At 61.8% G+C, this 18,678-nt stretch carries 10 protein-coding genes, 5 tRNA genes and 3 rRNA genes; 7 read left to right on the top strand and 11 right to left on the bottom strand.

The annotated features are described in order from the left end of the window. Positions 1-136: 136 nt before the first annotated feature. The 5 genes from rrf to ramA all read right to left on the bottom strand — a co-directional run bounded on the left by rrf (position 137) and on the right by ramA (position 8,386). A 5S ribosomal RNA gene (gene rrf / locus B841_RS10950) occupies positions 137-254 on the bottom strand. A 167-nt stretch (positions 255-421) separates the two neighbouring features. Then, positions 422-3,500, bottom strand: a 23S ribosomal RNA gene (locus tag B841_RS10955). A 408-nt stretch (positions 3,501-3,908) separates the two neighbouring features. Further along, positions 3,909-5,432: ribosomal RNA gene (locus tag B841_RS10960) — 16S ribosomal RNA — on the bottom strand. Together the 16S, 23S and 5S rRNA genes form the textbook arrangement of a ribosomal RNA operon. Before the next feature lie 831 nt (positions 5,433-6,263). Next, positions 6,264-7,526, bottom strand: coding sequence for a UDP-N-acetylglucosamine 1-carboxyvinyltransferase (gene murA / locus B841_RS10965; protein WP_020935563.1), 1,263 nt, complete (start codon positions 7,524-7,526; stop codon positions 6,264-6,266). Positions 7,527-7,546: 20 nt separating this feature from the next. After that, positions 7,547-8,386 (bottom strand): acetate metabolism transcriptional regulator RamA, encoded by an 840-nt coding sequence (gene ramA, locus B841_RS10970; protein WP_020935564.1) that lies wholly within the window; start codon positions 8,384-8,386, stop codon positions 7,547-7,549. Between the two features lie 490 nt (positions 8,387-8,876). On the opposite strand from ramA, the gene cysK reads away from it, so the two are divergent. Beyond that, positions 8,877-9,812: a cysteine synthase A gene (cysK, locus tag B841_RS10975; protein ID WP_020935565.1), complete on the top strand. Its 936-nt coding sequence runs from the start codon at positions 8,877-8,879 to the stop codon at positions 9,810-9,812. A 169-nt stretch (positions 9,813-9,981) separates the two neighbouring features. Beyond that, entirely contained in the window at positions 9,982-10,554 is a 573-nt protein-coding gene (gene epsC / locus B841_RS10980) for a serine O-acetyltransferase EpsC (RefSeq protein ID WP_404825445.1), read from the top strand. Between the two features lie 89 nt (positions 10,555-10,643). On the opposite strand, the gene B841_RS10985 is transcribed toward epsC, so the two are convergent. The 5 genes from B841_RS10985 to B841_RS11005 all read right to left on the bottom strand — a co-directional run bounded on the left by B841_RS10985 (position 10,644) and on the right by B841_RS11005 (position 11,710). Further along, complete coding sequence (locus tag B841_RS10985) at positions 10,644-10,937, bottom strand: GNAT family N-acetyltransferase (protein ID WP_020935567.1); 294 nt, start codon at positions 10,935-10,937, stop codon at positions 10,644-10,646. A gap of 114 nt (positions 10,938-11,051) precedes the next feature. Then, positions 11,052-11,124 (bottom strand) — tRNA-Phe (locus B841_RS10990). A 26-nt stretch (positions 11,125-11,150) separates the two neighbouring features. Then, positions 11,151-11,224 (bottom strand) — tRNA-Asp (locus B841_RS10995). Positions 11,225-11,515: 291 nt separating this feature from the next. Further along, positions 11,516-11,589, bottom strand: a tRNA-Asp gene (locus tag B841_RS11000). Positions 11,590-11,637: 48 nt separating this feature from the next. Continuing rightward, a tRNA-Glu gene (locus B841_RS11005) sits at positions 11,638-11,710 on the bottom strand. A 143-nt stretch (positions 11,711-11,853) separates the two neighbouring features. On the opposite strand from B841_RS11005, the gene B841_RS11010 reads away from it, so the two are divergent. After that, entirely contained in the window at positions 11,854-12,186 is a 333-nt protein-coding gene (locus B841_RS11010) for a metal-sensitive transcriptional regulator (protein ID WP_020935568.1), read from the top strand. Between the two features lie 117 nt (positions 12,187-12,303). Here B841_RS11010 and B841_RS11015 read toward each other — a convergent pair. Further along, positions 12,304-12,375, bottom strand: a tRNA-Lys gene (locus B841_RS11015). A gap of 312 nt (positions 12,376-12,687) precedes the next feature. Between B841_RS11015 and B841_RS11020 the strand changes: the two genes are divergently transcribed. From B841_RS11020 to cydC, 4 genes are read left to right on the top strand one after another with little or no spacing between them, the layout of a single operon-like run. Next, positions 12,688-14,289, top strand: coding sequence for a cytochrome ubiquinol oxidase subunit I (locus B841_RS11020; RefSeq protein ID WP_041631882.1), 1,602 nt, complete (start codon positions 12,688-12,690; stop codon positions 14,287-14,289). After that, positions 14,289-15,356 (top strand): cytochrome d ubiquinol oxidase subunit II, encoded by a 1,068-nt coding sequence (gene cydB / locus B841_RS11025; RefSeq protein WP_020935570.1) that lies wholly within the window; start codon positions 14,289-14,291, stop codon positions 15,354-15,356. The genes B841_RS11020 and cydB overlap by 1 nt, the downstream gene beginning before the upstream one ends. A gap of 9 nt (positions 15,357-15,365) precedes the next feature. Next, on the top strand, positions 15,366-16,964 hold the full coding sequence (locus B841_RS11030) for an ABC transporter ATP-binding protein/permease (protein WP_020935571.1): 1,599 nt from the start codon (positions 15,366-15,368) through the stop codon (positions 16,962-16,964). Between the two features lie 23 nt (positions 16,965-16,987). Then, a complete protein-coding gene (gene cydC / locus B841_RS11035) occupies positions 16,988-18,613 on the top strand; it encodes a thiol reductant ABC exporter subunit CydC (protein WP_041632340.1) in 1,626 nt (541 codons plus the stop codon). Positions 18,614-18,678 lie beyond the last annotated feature (65 nt).

Raw genomic sequence — 18,678 nt, forward strand, 5'->3', positions numbered from 1 at the left:
GTTCGACGCCGGCACGGAACGCGACGTCAAGAGACGCCTTGTTTTCCGGATACAAAAAGCCGGTGGCCCGGCCGACGGCAAGAATTCCTTGTCGTCGACCGGGCCACCGGTTGTTATTTAGTTGTGTTTTGTTGTTGGTCGGCGGTGTCTTACTCTCCCACACCCTCCCGAGTGCAGTACCATCAGCGCAGGTAGGCTTAGCTTCCGGGTTCGAAATGGGACCGGGCGTTTCCCTACCGCTATCAACCACCGACACACCCAATCAGAACAACACCACCGCAGCCCTTCCGTACAGGAAGGCCGGTGTGTGTGTCCTGGGCAACCATCCCCACTGGGGGTGGTGTCGTGTCAGACACTGCATAGTAGACGCGAGTTATGTTTCTCATATCGTTGTTGTTTGTGCGGCAAAACGATCACAAAGGGTGTGTGTTAGTCGGTAAATTAGTACCAGTCACCTCCGCACATTACTGTGCTTCCAGATCTGGCCTATCAACCCCATCATCTTTAGGGAACCTCAACAGAAACCTCATCTCAAAATAGGCTTCCCGCTTAGATGCTTTCAGCGGTTATCCCGTCCGTACGTAGCCAACCAGCCCTGCTCCTGGCGGAACAACTGGCACACCAGAGGTACGTCCGTCCCGGTCCTCTCGTACTAGGGACAGCCTTCTTCAAGTTTCCACGCGCGCGGCGGATAGAGACCGAACTGTCTCACGACGTTCTGAACCCAGCTCGCGTGCCGCTTTAATGGGCGAACAGCCCAACCCTTGGGACCTACTCCAGCCCCAGGATGCGACGAGCCGACATCGAGGTGCCAAACCATCCCGTCGATATGAACTCTTGGGGAAGATCAGCCTGTTATCCCCGGGGTACCTTTTATCCGTTGAGCGACACCACATCCACACGTTGGTGCCGGATCACTAGTCCCGACTTTCGTCCCTGCTCGAGCTGTCACTCTCACAGTCAAGCTTCCTTGTGCACTTACACTCACCACCTGATTACCAACCAGGCTGAGGAAACCTTTGGGCGCCTCCGTTACCATTTAGGAGGCAACCGCCCCAGTTAAACTACCCACCAGGCACTGTCCCCGACCCAGATCATGGGCCAAGGTTGAGACATTCAATCCGACCAGAGTGGTATTTCAACAACGACTCCACAACCACTGGCGTGGCTGTCTCATAGTCTCCCACCTATCCTACACAAGCCGAACCGAACACCAATACCAAGCTATAGTGAAGGTCCCGGGGTCTTTTCGTCCTGCCGCGCGAAACGAGCATCTTTACTCGTACTGCAATTTCACCGGGTCTGTGGTTGAGACAGCAGGGAAGTCGTTACGCCATTCGTGCAGGTCGGAACTTACCCGACAAGGAATTTCGCTACCTTAGGATGGTTATAGTTACCACCGCCGTTTACTGGGGCTTAAATTCTCAGCTTCGAGGACTTACGTCCCCTAACTGGTCCTCTTAACCTTCCAGCACCGGGCAGGCGTCAGTCCGTATACCTCAACTTAATCGTTTTCGCACGGACCTGTGTTTTTGATAAACAGTCGCTTCCCTCTATTCTCTGCGACCCACCACAGCTCCCACCGTAAAGGTGTTCACCGTGTTGGGCCCCCCTTCTCCCGAAGTTACGGGGGCATTTTGCCGAGTTCCTTAACCACAGTTCACCCGACCGCCTTAGTATTTTCTACCTGACTACCTGTGTTGGTTTCGGGTACGGGCCATGTGCATACATCGCTAGAGGCTTTTCTCGACAGCACGGGATCACCGACATCAACACCAAAGTGTCTACGCATCACGTCTCAGACATATGAGGTACGGATTTGCCTATACCTCGTCCTACACGCTTACACCACAATCCAATAAGTGGCACGGCTACCCCACTGCGTCACCCCATCACTTGGCTACTACCAGTTCAGGCCCCACGCACGCACCATCACCAGACCCGAAGGCCCAGACAATGGGTTGTGGGTGGTTAGTATCACTGATTCACCACTGGGCGCATACACACGGGTACGGGAATATCAACCCGTTATCCATCGACTACGCCTGTCGGCCTCGCCTTAGGCCCCGACTCACCCTGGGAAGACGAACTTGACCCAGGAACCCTTAGTCATCCGGCGGTAAGGATTCTCACCTTACTCTCGTTACTCATGCCTGCATTCTCACTCGCACACAGTCCACCACCCCTTACGGTATGGCTTCACCCCATGCACGACGCTCCCCTACCCAATATCCCCAAGGGATATTGCCGCGGCTTCGGCGGTGTACTTGAGCCCCACTACATTGTCGGCGCACAACCACTCGACCAGTGAGCTATTACGCACTCTTTCAAGGGTGGCTGCTTCTAAGCCAACCTCCTGGCTGTCTTCGCGATCACACATCCTTTTCCACTTAGTACACCCTTAGGGGCCTTAGCCGGCGATCTGGGCTGTTTCCCTCTCGACTATGAAGCTTATCCCCCACAGTCTCACTGCCGTGCTTATACCTTCACCGGCATTCGGAGTTTGGCTGACATTGCTAAGATTGTAGTCCCGCTCAACCAACCAGTAGCTCTACCTCCGGGAAGAAACACACGACGCTGCACCTAAATGCATTTCGGGGAGAACCAGCTATCACGGAGTTTGATTGGCCTTTCACCCCTACCCACAACTCATCCCCTCAGTTTTCAACCTAAGTGGGTTCGCGCCTCCACGACGTCTTACCATCGCTTCACACTGGCCATGGGTAGATCACCCCGCTTCGGGTCCAGGACATGCCACTAAACACACTCGTTAGTATTCGCTTTCGCTACGACTACCCCACACGGGTTAACCTCGCGACATGCCGCTGACTCGCAGGCTCATTCTTCCAAAGGCACGCCATCACACATAAGAAGTGCTCTGACGGCTTGTAAGCGCACGGTTTCAGGAACTATTTCACTCCCCTCCCGGGGTACTTTTCACCATTCCCTCACGGTACTATCCGCTATCGGTCATACTGAGTATTCAGGCTTACCGGGTGGTCCCGGCAGATTCACAACAGATTTCACGAGCCCGTTGCTACTCGGGCACCACAACAACACAGCACACATGGCCTTCATGTACGGGACTCTCACCCACTTCGGTAGCCCATTCCAAGGCACTTCCACTAACCACACGCGTCTATGCTCCCAGCCGGCAGACCAGGATATGTTGCGAGCCCACAACACCGCATGCACAACCCCTGCCGGGTATCACGCACACACGGTTTAGCCATCCTCCACGTTCGCTCGCCGCTACTAGCAGAATCATTGTTATTTTCTCTTCCTGCGGGTACTGAGATGTTTCACTTCCCCGCGTCACCCCCGCACACCCTATGAATTCAGATGACGGTCACCACCCATAACGGTGATGGGGTTTCCCCATTCGGACATCCTCGGATCAACGCTTTGTTGGCAACTCCCCGAGGCATAACGCAGCCTCACACGTCCTTCATCGGCTCAGTATGCCAAGGCATCCACCGTACGCCCTTAAAAAACACACACAACAACACCCAAAGGTGTTGCCTGTGGTCTTACACGTACAAAATCACAAACAATAAAGAAATCACACACACCACCTTTGATGGTGTGTACGATGCTCGCGTCCACTATACAGTTCTCACACAACACAACCCCCACCCACCACAACCCAGCCCGAACGAGCACAGATCATGACGATGTGAACGGTTTACCCAGGACCATGTTGTCCCAGACACCCAACAGTGTGCCAACCACCACCCACCATAGGGGCAGCGCTTTTGCTTCGTGACGACCATGACCCCGACGCACATTCTTGTGCGACAGGCGGTGTTCCACTCCATACTACGGTGGCAGACACACATACGGCGTCTCAACCACCAGGCGCACACCACGGCTACTGCCGCGGGTGACTGACAATAAAATCTCCTTAGAAAGGAGGTGATCCAGCCGCACCTTCCGGTACGGCTACCTTGTTACGACTTCGTCCCAATTGCCGATCCCACCTTCGACGGCTCCCCCCACAAGGGTTGGGCCACCGGCTTCGGGTGTTACCAACTTTCATGACGTGACGGGCGGTGTGTACAAGGCCCGGGAACGTATTCACCGCAGCGTTGCTGATCTACGATTACTAGCGACTCCGACTTCATGGGGTCGAGTTGCAGACCCCAATCCGAACTAAGGCCGGCTTTAAGGATTAGCTCCACCTTGCGGTATCGCGACCTGTTGTACCGACCATTGTAGCATGTGTGAAGCCCTGGACATAAGGGGCATGATGATTTGACGTCATCCCCACCTTCCTCCGAGTTAACCCCGGCAGTCTCTCATGAGTCCCCACCACAACGTGCTGGCAACATAAGACAAGGGTTGCGCTCGTTACGGGACTTAACCCAACATCTCACGACACGAGCTGACGACAACCATGCACCACCTGTACACCAGCCACAAGGGAAGGACTATCTCTAGCCCGGTCCGGTGTATGTCAAGCCCAGGTAAGGTTCTTCGCGTTGCATCGAATTAATCCACATGCTCCGCCGCTTGTGCGGGCCCCCGTCAATTCCTTTGAGTTTTAGCCTTGCGGCCGTACTCCCCAGGCGGGGCGCTTAATGCGTTAGCTACGGCGCAGGAACCGTGGAAGGTCCCCACACCTAGCGCCCACCGTTTACGGCATGGACTACCAGGGTATCTAATCCTGTTGGCTACCCATGCTTTCGCTCCTCAGTGTCAGTGACTGCCCAGAGACCTGCCTTCGCCATTGGTGTTCCTCCTGATATCTGCGCATTTCACCGCTACACCAGGAATTCCAGTCTCCCCTACAGCACTCAAGTAAGCCCGTATCGCCTGCAATCCCAGCGTTAAGCGCTGGACTTTCACAGACGACGCGACAAACCACCTACGAGCTCTTTACGCCCAGTAATTCCGGACAACGCTCGCACCCTACGTATTACCGCGGCTGCTGGCACGTAGTTAGCCGGTGCTTCTTATCCCACTACCGTCACCCCGAAGGGCTTCGTCGTGGGCGAAAGGAGTTTACAACCCGAAGGCCGTCATCCCCCACGCGGCGTCGCTGCATCAGGCTTGCGCCCATTGTGCAATATTCCCCACTGCTGCCTCCCGTAGGAGTCTGGGCCGTATCTCAGTCCCAATGTGGCCGTACACCCTCTCAGGCCGGCTACCCGTCGACGCCTTGGTAGGCCATTACCCCACCAACAAGCTGATAGGCCGCAAGCTCATCCCACACCGATAAATCTTTCCACACCCCACACAAAAGGGGCGTGAATATCCGGTATTAGACCCAGTTTCCCGGGCTTATCCCGAAGTGCGGGGTAGATCACCCACGTGTTACTCACCCGTTCGCCACTCGAGTACCCCTGCAAGCAGGGGCCTTTCCGTTCGACTTGCATGTGTTAAGCACGCCGCCAGCGTTCATCCTGAGCCAGGATCAAACTCTCCACAAAAAATCTGTCAAAGATTTCAAGCTCGTGAAAAGCCTGTACTCCCAACAAACAACATAAACAACCAGCACACCACCACACGTGGTGGCGTCACTCGTTATCCAAAACTTTTACCGACAAAATGTCAGCACAAAACTCACGCCACTTCCTTAACCCTTGACGGGGCACATCAAGGAAGTAGCTCATATGTGAGATTGTCTCTGCCGGCACCAGCAACACCCACACGATCAACGCGCAGGCCAGCTTTTAAGGATGAGGACTCCGTCACTGGGAGGAGCCCATCACCCGGCACCACCACCACACCCCAACCATCAAGGCCAGGACGTGAGGGCAGACACAATCGTCACGACCACCCACCACACCAAAAAGGCACGGCACGTGGCACTAAACAAAAGTACATTGGCACACTATTGAGTTCTCACACAACACACGCACACACTGCTTTCACGACACCCCCACAAGGTGGGCGCACGGTAGCCGGTGTGGCTTCATTCTTGGTTTGGTCCGCGACTGTTTTCCTCTCGCCGCTCACCTGCACAGTGCCGGACTCTCTTTCAGAGTCTCACTGTCTGGCGGGGCGCTGTCGGTCTCGCTGACAAGAATTAAACTTACACACCACACCCCGAACAACACAAATCGCCAGCTCAACACACTAAAAACACGCCCACACAACCACGCTTACAACGCCCTAGCACGAACCAACCACTCACGCAGCCGATTTACGCACCCCAAAAACAGACCATAACCAGGTGAAATGCAAAGACATAGCACTTCGCCTTCCCTGATCACCCACTAAAAACGCCCCAACCACATGGTTGGGGCGTTAGCTGCGAATCACGGCTCTACCTGGACTCTTTCGATGTCCGCACCGAGTCTCTGCAGGTTCTCCACGAAGTTCGGGTACCCGCGGTCGATGTGGAATACGTCGTGAACCGTCGTCTGGTCGTCAGCGACGAGGCCGGCGAGCACCAGCCCGGCGCCCGCACGAATGTCGGAGCTCCAGACGCCCGTGGAGGAAAGTTGTTCGATGCCGCGGATCACTACATGGTGGCCGTCGACGGTGGCGTCCGCCCCCAGTCGCTGCATCTCATCGACGAAACGGAACCGCGACTCAAAAACGTTCTCCGTGATGACGCTGGTTCCCTCGGCAATGGTGGAGATGCCGATCGCCATCGGCTGCAAGTCTGTGGGGAAACCGGGGAAAGGCAGGGTCTGGTAATCGACTGCCGTCGGCCGCCCATCCATCCGCACCCGGAATCCACTCTCGTAGGTCTCCACGTCGGCCCCGGCAAACTTGATCTTCTCCAGCGCAAGGTGCAGATGACGTGGAGCGATTCCGGCGACGGTGATGTCGCCGCGGGTCATCGCCGCCGCGTAGGCCCATGTGCCGGCGACGATGCGGTCACCGATGACTTCGTGCTCCGTGGGCTCGAGTTTGTCCACTCCGTCGATCGTGATCGTGGAGGTGCCGGCGCCGTCGATCTGCGCCCCCATGGAGATGAGCATGTCGCAGAGGTCGATGATCTCCGGCTCACGGGCGGCGTTGTCCAGCACCGTGCGCCCCTTGGCCAGGACTGCGGCAGTGAGGATGTTTTCTGTGGCGCCGACGGAGGGGAAGTCGAGTCGGATCTTTGCGCCCCGCAGCTCATCTACCTCTGCAACCACCGCACCGTGCTGAATGCGGGTGGTCGCCCCGAGTTTTTCCAACCCAGTCTGATGCATGTCCAGGGGGCGGGAGCCAATGGCGTCGCCACCGGGCAATGCCACGACCGCTCGACCGCACCGTGCAGTCAGTGGGCCGAGGACCGCGACAGAGGCCCGGAACTGACGGACGGCGTCGAAGTCTGCGTCGGCCTTCAGTTCGGCGGGAGTGGTGATGGTGACCGTCGGGCCGTCGATCTGGACGACGCAGCCGAGCCCCTCCAGCACGCTCCGCATGTACGGGACGTCGAGGATCTCAGGGCAGTTGGTCAGCGTCGTGGTGCCTTCGGCCAACAAAGCCGCAGCCATGAGCTTAAGGACACTGTTCTTGGCTCCGTCCACGCGCACCGAACCGGCCAGTCGGGCGCCACCGGCTACTTGAAATGTTTCCTTCACACTTCAAACAGTAGTCATACTTAGGGCAGTGCGCCGATACGCCGTGCCGCGTTCACGGCTTCATATCGGGTGTGAGCGCCGAGTTTGCGCATCACAGAGCGCAGGTAGGACTTCACCGTCTCTGCGCCGATGCCCATCTCCTCAGCCGCCTCGACGTTCGTGTGCCCCAGCGCGACGCAGGAGAGGACGTCGAGCTCTCGTGCAGAAAGTTTCGTGGACTGCTTGACCCGAACCGGGCTGACCATCTGATCACAGAGGGATTCCAGCTCTTTGCGCAGCGAATCATCCTCCACCCGGTTGGCGAGCATGCGCAACTTCGAATGGGTGGCGCGCACCTGTTCCCATTCAGCGCTGTTCATGACCCGGCCGGACTTCGCGGCCCCCTTGCCTCCGTCGACGCGACGCAGCGCCGAGTTGATGGCGAGATCCTGTTCCAGAGAACGGGCGGTCATGGCGACCTCTTCGATCACCTTGTCTCCGAGACGTACGGGCGAGTGGACGCCGGCGTACAAGACGCCCCGGATTTCCCGCTGGACGATGACCGGCACAGCGACGATGGAGTGCAGACCCTCTTCTTGAATAGCGCGGTCATGCTCGTGGCTGATGACGTTGGCCCTGGTGTAGTCGGAGACGCCCACCGCACGACGGGTGGTCACCACCCGCCCGCCGACTCCGGTGCCCTGGTCGATGAACATGTTCTGCAGGGTGGGGGTGCGCAGTCCGATCCATTGAGTGATCTGAATGCGGTTGTCTGAATGGAGCGTTCCGTACATCGTCACCGGAATTCCGGTAGCTGTCTTCAGTGAGGTCAAGGCTGCGCGGATCGCGTCATCGTCGTCCTTGATGCGTTGGGACTCCATCGTCTCTCCTTGGAAATACCCCGATCAGGTGCACCCGAAGGGGCAACGGACACGGGCTTAATATTGCTTCAATTGGGTATCGTAACCGCATTTTCGGGGGTAATAAAACCTGACCCCACTCCACCGCTCTCGCCCTCACCTCACCCAGTGGCGCACAAAGGTTCAGTTTCCGGGGAAAAGAACCGCTCCTGCGCCGAACACGAGAGGATATATGAGAGTACTTATGCTAAGGGTCGTGTCGCCGCGCAAGCCTTACGCCCTCACACCACTCAAGCTCGCCCCACGTAACAGATGATTTTTAGGGCTCTATCAGAAATCTGCCAGGTCGAAACCATGCAAAACATTTCAGTCTAGTTGGATCATACCAAGCGGTCTAGTAAACTTGTGTATCATGGCACGCAATGGTCGAGCCGTACATCGCCGCGCCGACCTATCATTGCGCGACCGAACCGAATATAAATCAACTTTCGTCTCCCGAAGGAGTACATCGATGGCAAAGATCTACGAGAACATCTTGGACACCATTGGCGGCACCCCGCTGGTCAAGGTCAACGGCCTGGCCAAGGACGTCAATGCCACGATTCTGGGCAAGCTCGAGTTCTTCAACCCCGCTAATTCTGTCAAGGACCGCATCGGCATGGCCATTGTCGACGCAGCCGAGGAGTCCGGCGACCTGAAGCCGGGCGGCACCATCATCGAAGCGACGTCCGGCAACACCGGCATCGCCCTGGCCCTGGTCGGCGCTGCCCGTGGCTACAACGTCGTACTGACCATGCCCGAGACCATGTCCAATGAGCGCCGTGTCCTGCTGCGCGCCTACGGCGCAGAGATCGTCCTGACCCCGGGCTCCGCCGGCATGCAGGGCGCCGTGGACAAGGCCAACGAGATCGCCGCCGAGCGCGAAAACTCTGTCCTGGCCTCCCAGTTCGCCAACCAGGCGAACCCGCGCATCCACTACAACACCACCGGCCCGGAGCTGTGGAACGACACCGACGGCAAGATCGACATCCTCGTCGCGGGCGTCGGCACCGGCGGCACGATTTCCGGCGCCGGCAAGTACCTGAAGGAGCAGAACCCGGAGATCAAGACGATCGCCGTCGAGCCGACCGCGTCTCCGCTGCTGTCCGAGGGCAAGGCCGGCGCCCACAAGATCCAGGGTCTGGGCGCCAACTTCATTCCGGAGACCTACGACCGCACCGTCGTCGACGAAATCATCACCGTCTCCAACGAGGACGCCGTGGCCTACTCCCGCAAGTTGGCGGAGCAGGACGGCATCCTCGGCGGCATCTCCACCGGCGCCAACGTCAAGGCCGCCCTGGAGGTCGCCGCCCGCCCGGAGAATGAGGGCAAGACCATCGCCTTCATCGTCTGTGACTTCGGTGAGCGCTACGTCTCCACCATCCTCTACGAGGACATCCGCGACTAAAACCTCTTCTCGTCGCCGCGTTCAAGGCCGGAAAGTCAGTGACCGACTTCCCGGCCTTCGTGGTTTTCTGGGCCCACACAAGCTCGGCGAGCGTCGCCGCCACCGCCAAGTTGAATTTTAAATTGTCTCGTCTCTTCGCCTTCCCACGCCCCTGTTAGACTCGTGAGCCATGTTGATGAACGTGGTCACAACCATCCGGGAAGACCTCAAAAACGCCCGTGCACACGACCCGGCGGCGCGCGGTGACGTGGAAAACGCGATCGTTTACTCCGGACTGCACGCCATCTGGGCGCATCGGGTCTCGCACTGTCTGTGGCAACGCAACATCAAGGGCCCCGCCCGCGTGTTATCCCAACTGACCCGCTTCCTCACCGGGATTGAAATTCACCCGGGCGCGCAGATCGGCCGACGGTTCTTCATCGACCACGGCATGGGCATCGTCATCGGCGAAACCTCCATCATCGGCGACGATGTGATGCTTTATCACGGCGTCACGCTCGGCGGTCAGGTGCTGACCCAGACCAAGCGCCACCCCACCCTGGAAAACAACGTCACCGTGGGCGCGGGCGCCAAAGTGCTCGGCCCCGTCACCGTCGGGGAGAACTCTTCCGTGGGCGCCAACGCCGTCGTCACCAAGGATGTGCCGTCGGATAGCATAGCCACGGGTGTGCCCGCCAAGATCCGTTCCCGCCACCGCGGCGAGGACAAGCCCCTCGTGGACCCAGGCTTTTACGTGATCTGATCCACGCCCAAAAAGGCGTCGAAGGCCCGCACCCACCCACCCGTCAAGGGAGGAAGGGGGCGGGCCTTCTTGCATGCGAGCAGCCTTGCTTAAGCGTCCGCAAGCATGTCCTTGTACTCTTCGTTTTTGTTGAGGAAGTGCTCGATCGCCGAGCAGGAGGCCGCGATCGGTTTGCCGGCTACGCGGGTGTCGTCCAACGACGCCTTAATCAACGGCCCGGAGAGCCCCTGGCCTCGAAAATCCTGGCCGATGACGGTGTGGTCGAAGTCGCGGACGCCGTCAGCCTCGCGGTACGCGCAGAAGCCTGCTTCAACGCCGTCCACGGTCAGGACATAGCGGGAGGCCGCCTCATCATGGGTGATGGTGCGCTGTAATTCAGTCATGGATTCCCCCAGGGAAGTAGTGATGTGTCTTTTCCCATCAGTTTAGCCAGCACCACCTTCTCCCGACAGAAAAACACCCCCGCAACACTATGTGTTGCGGGGGTGAACCACATGTGGCCAGAAGCGGGGTCGAACCGCTGACCTTCCACTTTTCAGGCGGACGCTCTACCAACTGAGCTATCTGGCCAGAAATCATCGTCACGATGATCTCGGCGACCCTGACGGGACTTGAACCCGCGACCTCCGCCGTGACAGGGCGGCGCGCTAACCAACTGCGCCACAGGGCCTTACTTTATGTGGTTTTGTGCTTCAGGGTTTCCCGCTGTGCACAAGGAATAACATTACACAGCAGGGCCATGAAGTTACAAATCACCTGTTCAACGAGCATTTTCCCCGACCGCCACCATTGCAGCCCCACCACCTCACGCCCCACGAGCCCCTCGCCGGCCGGGGCGGGCGTCCACCACGCAGGGAAGGGCGACGGCCCACGCCGAGGCCCGACCAGCAAACAGCATGTGGGCCCGAAAGAAATAAGCGCCGACACCACAATGACGTGATGTCGGCGCTTACCCGAACTGCGACCCTGACGGGACTTGAACCCGCGACCTCCGCCGTGACAGGGCGGCGCGCTAACCAACTGCGCCACAGGGCCATATTCATTTTGTAGAGCATTTCGCACTATGGCAGCACGCAATCTCCGTACCCCCAACGGGGTTCGAACCCGTGTCGCCGCCGTGAAAGGGCGGTGTCCTAGGCCACTAGACGATGGGGGCCTTGCTGAACTTTCTCGCACTGATGCGATCCGGTGCAACGTGTTAAAAGTATACCCAGCATGCACCAAAGTTCAAAACCGCAGCTCATGGACCCACTATCCCCGCCCTTTATACCCTGCCCGGGTATAGGGTAGAATGGGGCCATGAGCGCGACGAACCCAGAATCCACCGAGTCACCGGCCTGCGAGAATCACACGCACGGCTACGGCGAAAACAAGGCCAAGTACCTCGCCCGCATGCGCCGCATCGAAGGGCAGGCCCGCGGCATCCACCGCATGATCGACGAAGACCAGTACTGCATCGACATCCTCACGCAAGTCTCAGCGGTGAGGTCCGCACTGGAAAACGTGGCCCTCGCGCTACTGGAGGACCACATCGACCACTGCGTCGCCGACGCCGTGGAGGAAGGCGGAGAGATGGCGGAGGAAAAGCTCACCGAAGCCATGGACGCCATCCGTCGCATGGTGAAGTCCTGACCGGGCCACCGGACTGAACCGGGGTCACGGCCCGCGGCCAGAAATGCAAAAGGGGCGCACCCTTCCCTGGGTGCGCCCCTTTTGCCCTCCCCGCCCAAGCCTGGCGCAGAAGCAGCGTGGGCCCCGCGGGGATCGAACCCGCGACCTGCGGATTAAAAGTCCGTAGCTCTACCGCTGAGCTAGAGGCCCTACCGTTTACCCGCCGGACGCTGAAGACGTCGACCGGAAACACGGACAATCTTAGCCTGTGTCCACCGTGGGCAAAAACTCGACCCGCGCAAAGCCCCACCCCCACCCCGCCGATCCTGGCTCCCACCTATTTATAATGACTCTTTCATCACACTTCCGTCATTGTGACTGGAACTTTCGGATGACTTGAGTGAGTATTGAGGTGTCGTTCAATTCGACGCACGCTCTCTCCGGCTCCGGAACTGCGCTCAGCGCGCCATCCGTGGGAACCCAAGGGACCCGGCGTGCTTTGTTTTCGTGGAAGGTCAATCTGTGGATCTAGTTGATGTTTCACGGTGGCAATTCGGCATCACCACCGTGTATCACTACATATTTGTGCCGCTGACCATTGGCCTGGCGCCGATGGTCGCGGCGATGCAGACGGCCTGGCTCCGCACCGGCAAAGAACACTGGTATCGGGCCACCCGTTTTTTCGGCACTCTTTTTCTGATCAACTTCGCCATGGGCGTCGTGACCGGGATCGTCCAGGAATTCCAGTTCGGCATGAACTGGTCCGAGTACTCCCGTTTCGTCGGCGACGTCTTCGGCGCTCCCCTCGCCCTTGAAGGCCTCGCCGCCTTCTTCATCGAATCCATCTTCCTCGGGGCGTGGATATTCGGCTGGGGACGCATGCCCGGCTGGCTACACAACGTGTGCATCTGGATGGTGGCCATCGCCGTCAACCTGTCCGCCTACTTCATCATCGTGGCCAACTCGTTCATGCAGCACCCGGTGGGCGCGCGCTTCAACGAGGAGACCGGTCGCGCCGAGCTCGTGGACATCGTCGCACTGTTGACCAACCCCACCGCCCTGGCGGGGTGGCCGCACGCGATCTTCGGTTCCTTCATGGTCTCCGGCACCCTGGTCGCAGGTATTTCCGGTTGGTGGATGGTCCGGACCATCCGTCGCGGCAGCTCCGCGCCGGGCAGTTTCACCGACGACGCCCATGGACTGTGGCGCGCCACACTCCGGTTCGGTCTGTGGGTCTCCGTCCTCGGGATCATCGGGGTGTCCCTGACCGGACACAGCCTGGCGCAGCTGATGTTCGTCCAGCAGCCGATGAAGATGGCCTCCGCGGAGGCGCTCTGCACCACGGAGACCGACCCGTTGTTCTCGATTCTGTCGATTTCCACGATGAATGACTGCGGTACCGCGATCCAGCTGATCGGCGTGCCGTTCGTGCTGTCGTTCCTGGCGGGCAACCGGTTCACCGGGGTGACCTTGGAGGGCGTCACTGATTTGCAGCTGCAGTACGAGCAGCTGTTCGGGCCGGGGAACTACACCCCGAACCTGTTCGTCACATACTGGTCTTTCCGCGGCATGATCGGTTTCATGGCCGCCACGGTGATCATCGCCGCCGTCGGTTTCTGGGTCACCCGCAAGGGCCGCGTCTACGGCCAGAAGTGGTTCGGGTGGCTGAGCCTGATCGTCATCCCCTTCCCCTTCCTGGCGAACTGGTGCGGGTGGATCTTCACCGAAATGGGCCGTCAGCCCTGGATCGTGCACCCGAACCCGGAATTCATGGGCACCGACGATCCGCTCGGCCGCGACGAGATCCGGATGATCGTGGACTTCGGCGTCTCCGACCATTCACTCAGCACCGTCTGGACCTCCCTGATCGCGTTCACCCTGCTCTACGGCGTGCTGGCCATCGTCTGGTTCTGGCTGCTGCGCCGGCACACGATCGCCGGCCCGCTCCCGCCGGGCGCCGCCGAGGACATCGCCCACAAGGAGTACGCCCCGGATGACGACGACGGGGTCGCCCCGCTGACCTTCGGCGACGGCGACAGCGCCGATGACTCCGGCGACGCTTCGGCGGGCAGCACCGCCGTGCTCACCGACCCCCGGGCCGACACGTCGGAGGAGGAGAAATAATGGATCTCCAGATTCTCTGGTTCATCATCATCGGCGTCCTCTTCGCCGGGTACTTCCTGCTGGAGGGCTTCGACTTCGGCGTCGGCATGCTCCTGCCGTTCCTCGGCGGCAAGGACGCGAAAGAACGCGCCGAGCGTCGCACCGCCGCCGTCAAGAGCATCGGCCCCGTCTGGGACGGCAACGAGGTATGGCTGATCACCGCCGGCGCGGCGATGTTCGCCGCGTTCCCCGAGTGGTACGCCACGTTGTTCTCCGGCTTCTACCTGCCGCTGCTGTTAATTCTGCTGTCGCTGATTATGCGCGGCGTCGGCCTCGAGTGGCGCACCAAGGTGGAGACGCAGCGCTGGCGCAACCTCTGCGACGTGGGCACCGCCATCGGTTCCTGGGTCCCGGCCCTGCTGTGGGGCGTGGCTTTCGCCAACATCCTCCGCGGCGTGCCCATCGACGCCGACCGGCAGATCGATTCGGGCGTCGAGGGTCTGCTCGGCCTGCTCAACCCGTACGGGCTGCTCGGCGGCCTGGCGTTCGTCCTGCTGTTCCTGCTGCACGGCGCGATGTTCCTCGGCTTCAAAACCACCGACCCGGTCCGTGCCCGCGTCCATCAGATCGGCCTGAAGTGGCTGACGCTGCCGACCGTCCTCGTCGTCTTCGCGTTCTCCCTGTGGACGCAGGACGTGCACGGCCGCCCCGAGACCTGGTGGGCCGTCGCCGTGTTGGGCGCGACCGTGCTCCTCGGCGTCTCCACGTTGGCCAAGGGCAGGGACGGCTGGGCCTTCGCCGCGACGTCGATCGCGGTGCTCGCCCTGACCGTCCAGATCTTCGGGTCGCTGTTCCCGCAACTGATGCCCACGACGATGGTCGGCGGCGTCTCGCTGGACATCTACAACGCATCGAGCTCCGACTACACCCTGACCTTCATGAGCTGGGCGATGCTCTTCCTCCTGCCGGCGATCCTGCTGGCCCAGGGGTGGACGTACTGGGTCTTCCGCAAGCGCGTCACGGCCGAGCCCCACCCGCCGGAGGAAAAGATCCGTCCGCGCCGGAAGAACACCACCACCAACGTCTGATAGGAATGCATGGCTTCGCCCGTCGATAAGCGTCTGCTGTCGCTCATCCCGCCGGTCTCCCGGCTGATCGCCCGTGCCGGGGTCACCCAGGCCGCCTCCACCGTCCTGGTGCTGGCTCGCGGCGTGTTGATCGGGTGGGTGGCGGCGCAGGCCATCATCCAGACCGCCGAGTTCGGCGCACCGCAGTGGGATGCCCTCACGTGGCCGGTCGTCGCCTTGGTCGCGGTCGTCCTGCTGCACGGCGGAGTCAGCTACGTGGCCAAGCGGCAAGGCTCCCGGTCGGTCGGCGACGTCGTGGACACGCTGCGGGTCAAAGCGCTGGACGCGCTGCGACGCCGCGACCCCCGCCAGGTGCAGGAGCAGTCCGCACACTGGCGCACGGTGCTCACCGACGGCGTCGCGGAGTTTCGCCCGTACCTCTCCGAATTTCTGCCTTCCCTGGTGGCCCTGGTGCTGGCCACCCCGGCCGCGTTGCTCGTCGTGTTCTTCCTTGATCCGCTCTCCGGGGTGCTGGCCCTGATCACGTTGCCGCTGATTCCGCTGTTCATGGTGCTGATCGGCAAGCTGACGGCCGTGCACACCGAACGTCGTCTGCGCGTGACCTCCGCACTCGGCGGGCAGTTGGCGGACCTGCTGTCCGGGGCGGTGACGCTGCGTTCGCTCGGCGCCGTCCGCCAGCCGTCTCGTCAGCTGCGCTCCACGGGCGAGGCGCATGAAAAAGCCACGATGGGGGTGCTGCGGCTGGCGTTCCTGTCTTCTTTCGCCCTGGAGTTCCTGGCGACGCTCTCCGTCGCGCTGGTGGCGGTGAACATCGGTCTGCGCCTGGTCTACGGGGAGATGGACCTGGTGGCCGGCCTGATCGTGCTCATCATCATCCCGGAGGTCTACAACCCGGTGCGGCAGGTGGGGCAGAACTACCACGCCGCCGCGGACGGGCTCAGCGCCGCCGAGGAGATCCTCGACCTGCTCGAATCCGACGGGGCGGCGCCCGCCGGCGGGTACCTCTCCCCCGCCGCCGACGCCACCGTCTCCGCCGCGGACCTGTCGATCGGCGGGCGCGACGGCGTCCGTCCCGCCCACCTGAACTTCACCGCCCGGCCGGGCACGGTCACCGTGCTCTACGGACCCAACGGCTCCGGCAAGTCGACCGTGTTCCTCGCCGTGCTCGGCATGCTTCCCGACGCCGCCGTCACCGGCCGGGTGACCGCCCCGCCGGCGGATAAGATCTCCTACCTGCCGGCTCGCCCGGTGCTGACTCCCGGCACGGTCGCCTCGAACACGACGCTGCTGGGCGCCGAGCCCGCGTTGGCCGCCTCCGCATCCACCGACGTCGGCCTCGACCTGCCGCCCGACCACGCGGTCTATGCCGCCGGCCGCGGGGTCTCCGCCGGCCAGGGCCAGCGCATCGGCTTGGCCCGCACTCTGGCGCGTGCCGACGGGGGCGCCCCCGTGCTGCTGCTGGATGAGCCGAGCGCCCACCTGAGCCCCGAGCTCGTGGCCGAGCTCATCGACGCCCTGCTCGCCCGCGCCGCCCGCGGAGACACCGTCATCATCGCTTCCCACGACGACCGGATGGTCGCCATCGCCGACGAGGTGGTTCACCTGTGATTGCTTTTCGCTACCTGCGCGCCATGCTGCGCCTGGCCGGGGTGAAGCACCGGCAGCTGGCGCTGGCGATCGCCGCCGGCTCCGTCACACTGTTGTCCGCGCTGACGCTGACGGTGCTGTCCGGCTGGCTGATCACGCGCGCCTGGCAGATGCCGCCCGTGCTCGACCTGGGCGTGGCGATCACCGCGGTGCGTGCCTTGGGCATTTCGCGGGCGGTGTTCCGCTACCTCGACCGCATGACCAGCCACAAGATCGCGCTGGGGGCGTTGACCCGCCTGCGCGCCCGGCTTTTCGACGCCATCGCCCTCGACTCCTCCGGCAAGGCGCATCTGCTCGGCCGCGGCGACGGCCTGCTGCGTCTGGTCTCCGACACGGAGCGGGTCACCGACCTGATCGTGCGTTCCATCGTGCCCGCCGGGGTGGCGCTGGTCCTGTCTGCGGCCTCGGTGCTCATCGCGGGCCTGCTGCACCCGGTGGCCGCCGTGATCATGGTCGCGGGCTTCCTGCTCACCGGCGTGGTCACCCCGTGGCTGGCCATCCGCGCCTCCCGCCGCGGGCGCCGCATCGACGCCGAAGACGAACTCAACCTGCGTATCGACGAGGCGCTGTCCCACCGCGCCGAATTCGCCGCCGCCGGGCTCGGCGAGACACACGCCGCCGCCACCCGGGAAGCTTCCGCCCGCTCCTCCGCCGCCAGCGTCGCCGCCGAGCGCCCGGAAGCGGTGGGGGAAGGCGTCCAGTCCTGGGCCACCGGCCTGACCGCCGCGGCGGTGCTCGTCCTCGCGGTGCTGACCTACACCGGCGAGCCAGTGTGGCTGGGCATGCTGGTCATGCTTCCTCTCGCCGCCTTCGAGGCGCACGGCCAGCTGGCCAAGGCCGCCGTCCACGCAGACGAGGCCTCCCGCTCCGCCCGCCGCTTGGTCGATCTGGTCGGCGAGGGTTCGGAGGTTGCGTTGCCGGCCGCCGCCGACCCGCATCCGCTGGACCTGGCGGACGTCGCCCTCGAGGCTCGGGACCTGACCTGCCCCTACGGTGAGGCAACGTGGGATTTCCGGTTGGAGCCCGGCGCGCGCATGGTCGTGCGCGGGCCCTCCGGTTGCGGCAAGACCACGCTGTTGCAGACCGTCGCGGGCCTGGTGCCGGCCGCCTCCGGCGTGCTGACGCTCGGCGGCCGGGCGGTCGACTCCGTCGACGCGGACGTGTTGCGCGCCAGCGTGCGCAACCACGCCGAGGACGAGTGGGTCTTCGCCACGACCATCCGCGAGAACCTCAAGGTGGCCAACCCGCGCGCCACTGATGAGCTGCTGTGGGAGTGCCTCGAGGCCGTGGGGCTCACGGACTGGGTGGAATCCCTGGATCTGCATCTCGCCGACGGCGCCGGGTCCCTGTCCTCCGGCCAGCGTCGGCGTCTCTTGCTCGCCCGTGCCCTGTGTTCCGAGGCGCCGGTGTTGCTCATCGACGAGCCGACCGAGCACATCGACTCCGCCAGCGCCGATCGGCTGCTGCGCATGCTGCTGTCAGAGCGGCTGCCGGGTGCGCGTGCCGACCGCAGCGTCATCGTGGTCACGCACGCCTCCGCCGAGGACGTGGACGTGGTCGTCGACGAGGTCAGCGTGGATGTGCTGCCCGCGCCCGTGACGGCGGGGTGAGCCCCGGCAAGAAGAACCGCCGCCCCGCGCTGATCTGACAAGAGATCGGCGCGGGGCGGCGGCGC

The organism is Corynebacterium maris DSM 45190, from assembly GCF_000442645.1.
GTDB classification, from domain to species: Bacteria; Actinomycetota; Actinomycetes; order Mycobacteriales; family Mycobacteriaceae; genus Corynebacterium; species Corynebacterium maris.

Excerpts from the sequence above, each read along its gene's own strand:
- cydB (WP_020935570.1), top strand. The coding sequence starts at position 14,289 with ATGGATCTCCAGATTCTCTGGTTCATCATCATCGGCGTCCTCTTCGCC.
- B841_RS11010 (WP_020935568.1), top strand. The coding sequence starts at position 11,854 with ATGAGCGCGACGAACCCAGAATCCACCGAGTCACCGGCCTGCGAGAAT.
- B841_RS11030 (WP_020935571.1), top strand. The coding sequence starts at position 15,366 with ATGGCTTCGCCCGTCGATAAGCGTCTGCTGTCGCTCATCCCGCCGGTC.
- epsC (WP_404825445.1), top strand. The coding sequence starts at position 9,982 with ATGTTGATGAACGTGGTCACAACCATCCGGGAAGACCTCAAAAACGCC.
- cydC (WP_041632340.1), top strand. The coding sequence starts at position 16,988 with ATGCTGCGCCTGGCCGGGGTGAAGCACCGGCAGCTGGCGCTGGCGATC.
- ramA (WP_020935564.1), bottom strand. The coding sequence starts at position 8,386 with ATGGAGTCCCAACGCATCAAGGACGACGATGACGCGATCCGCGCAGCC.
- B841_RS10985 (WP_020935567.1), bottom strand. The coding sequence starts at position 10,937 with ATGACTGAATTACAGCGCACCATCACCCATGATGAGGCGGCCTCCCGC.
- cysK (WP_020935565.1), top strand. The coding sequence starts at position 8,877 with ATGGCAAAGATCTACGAGAACATCTTGGACACCATTGGCGGCACCCCG.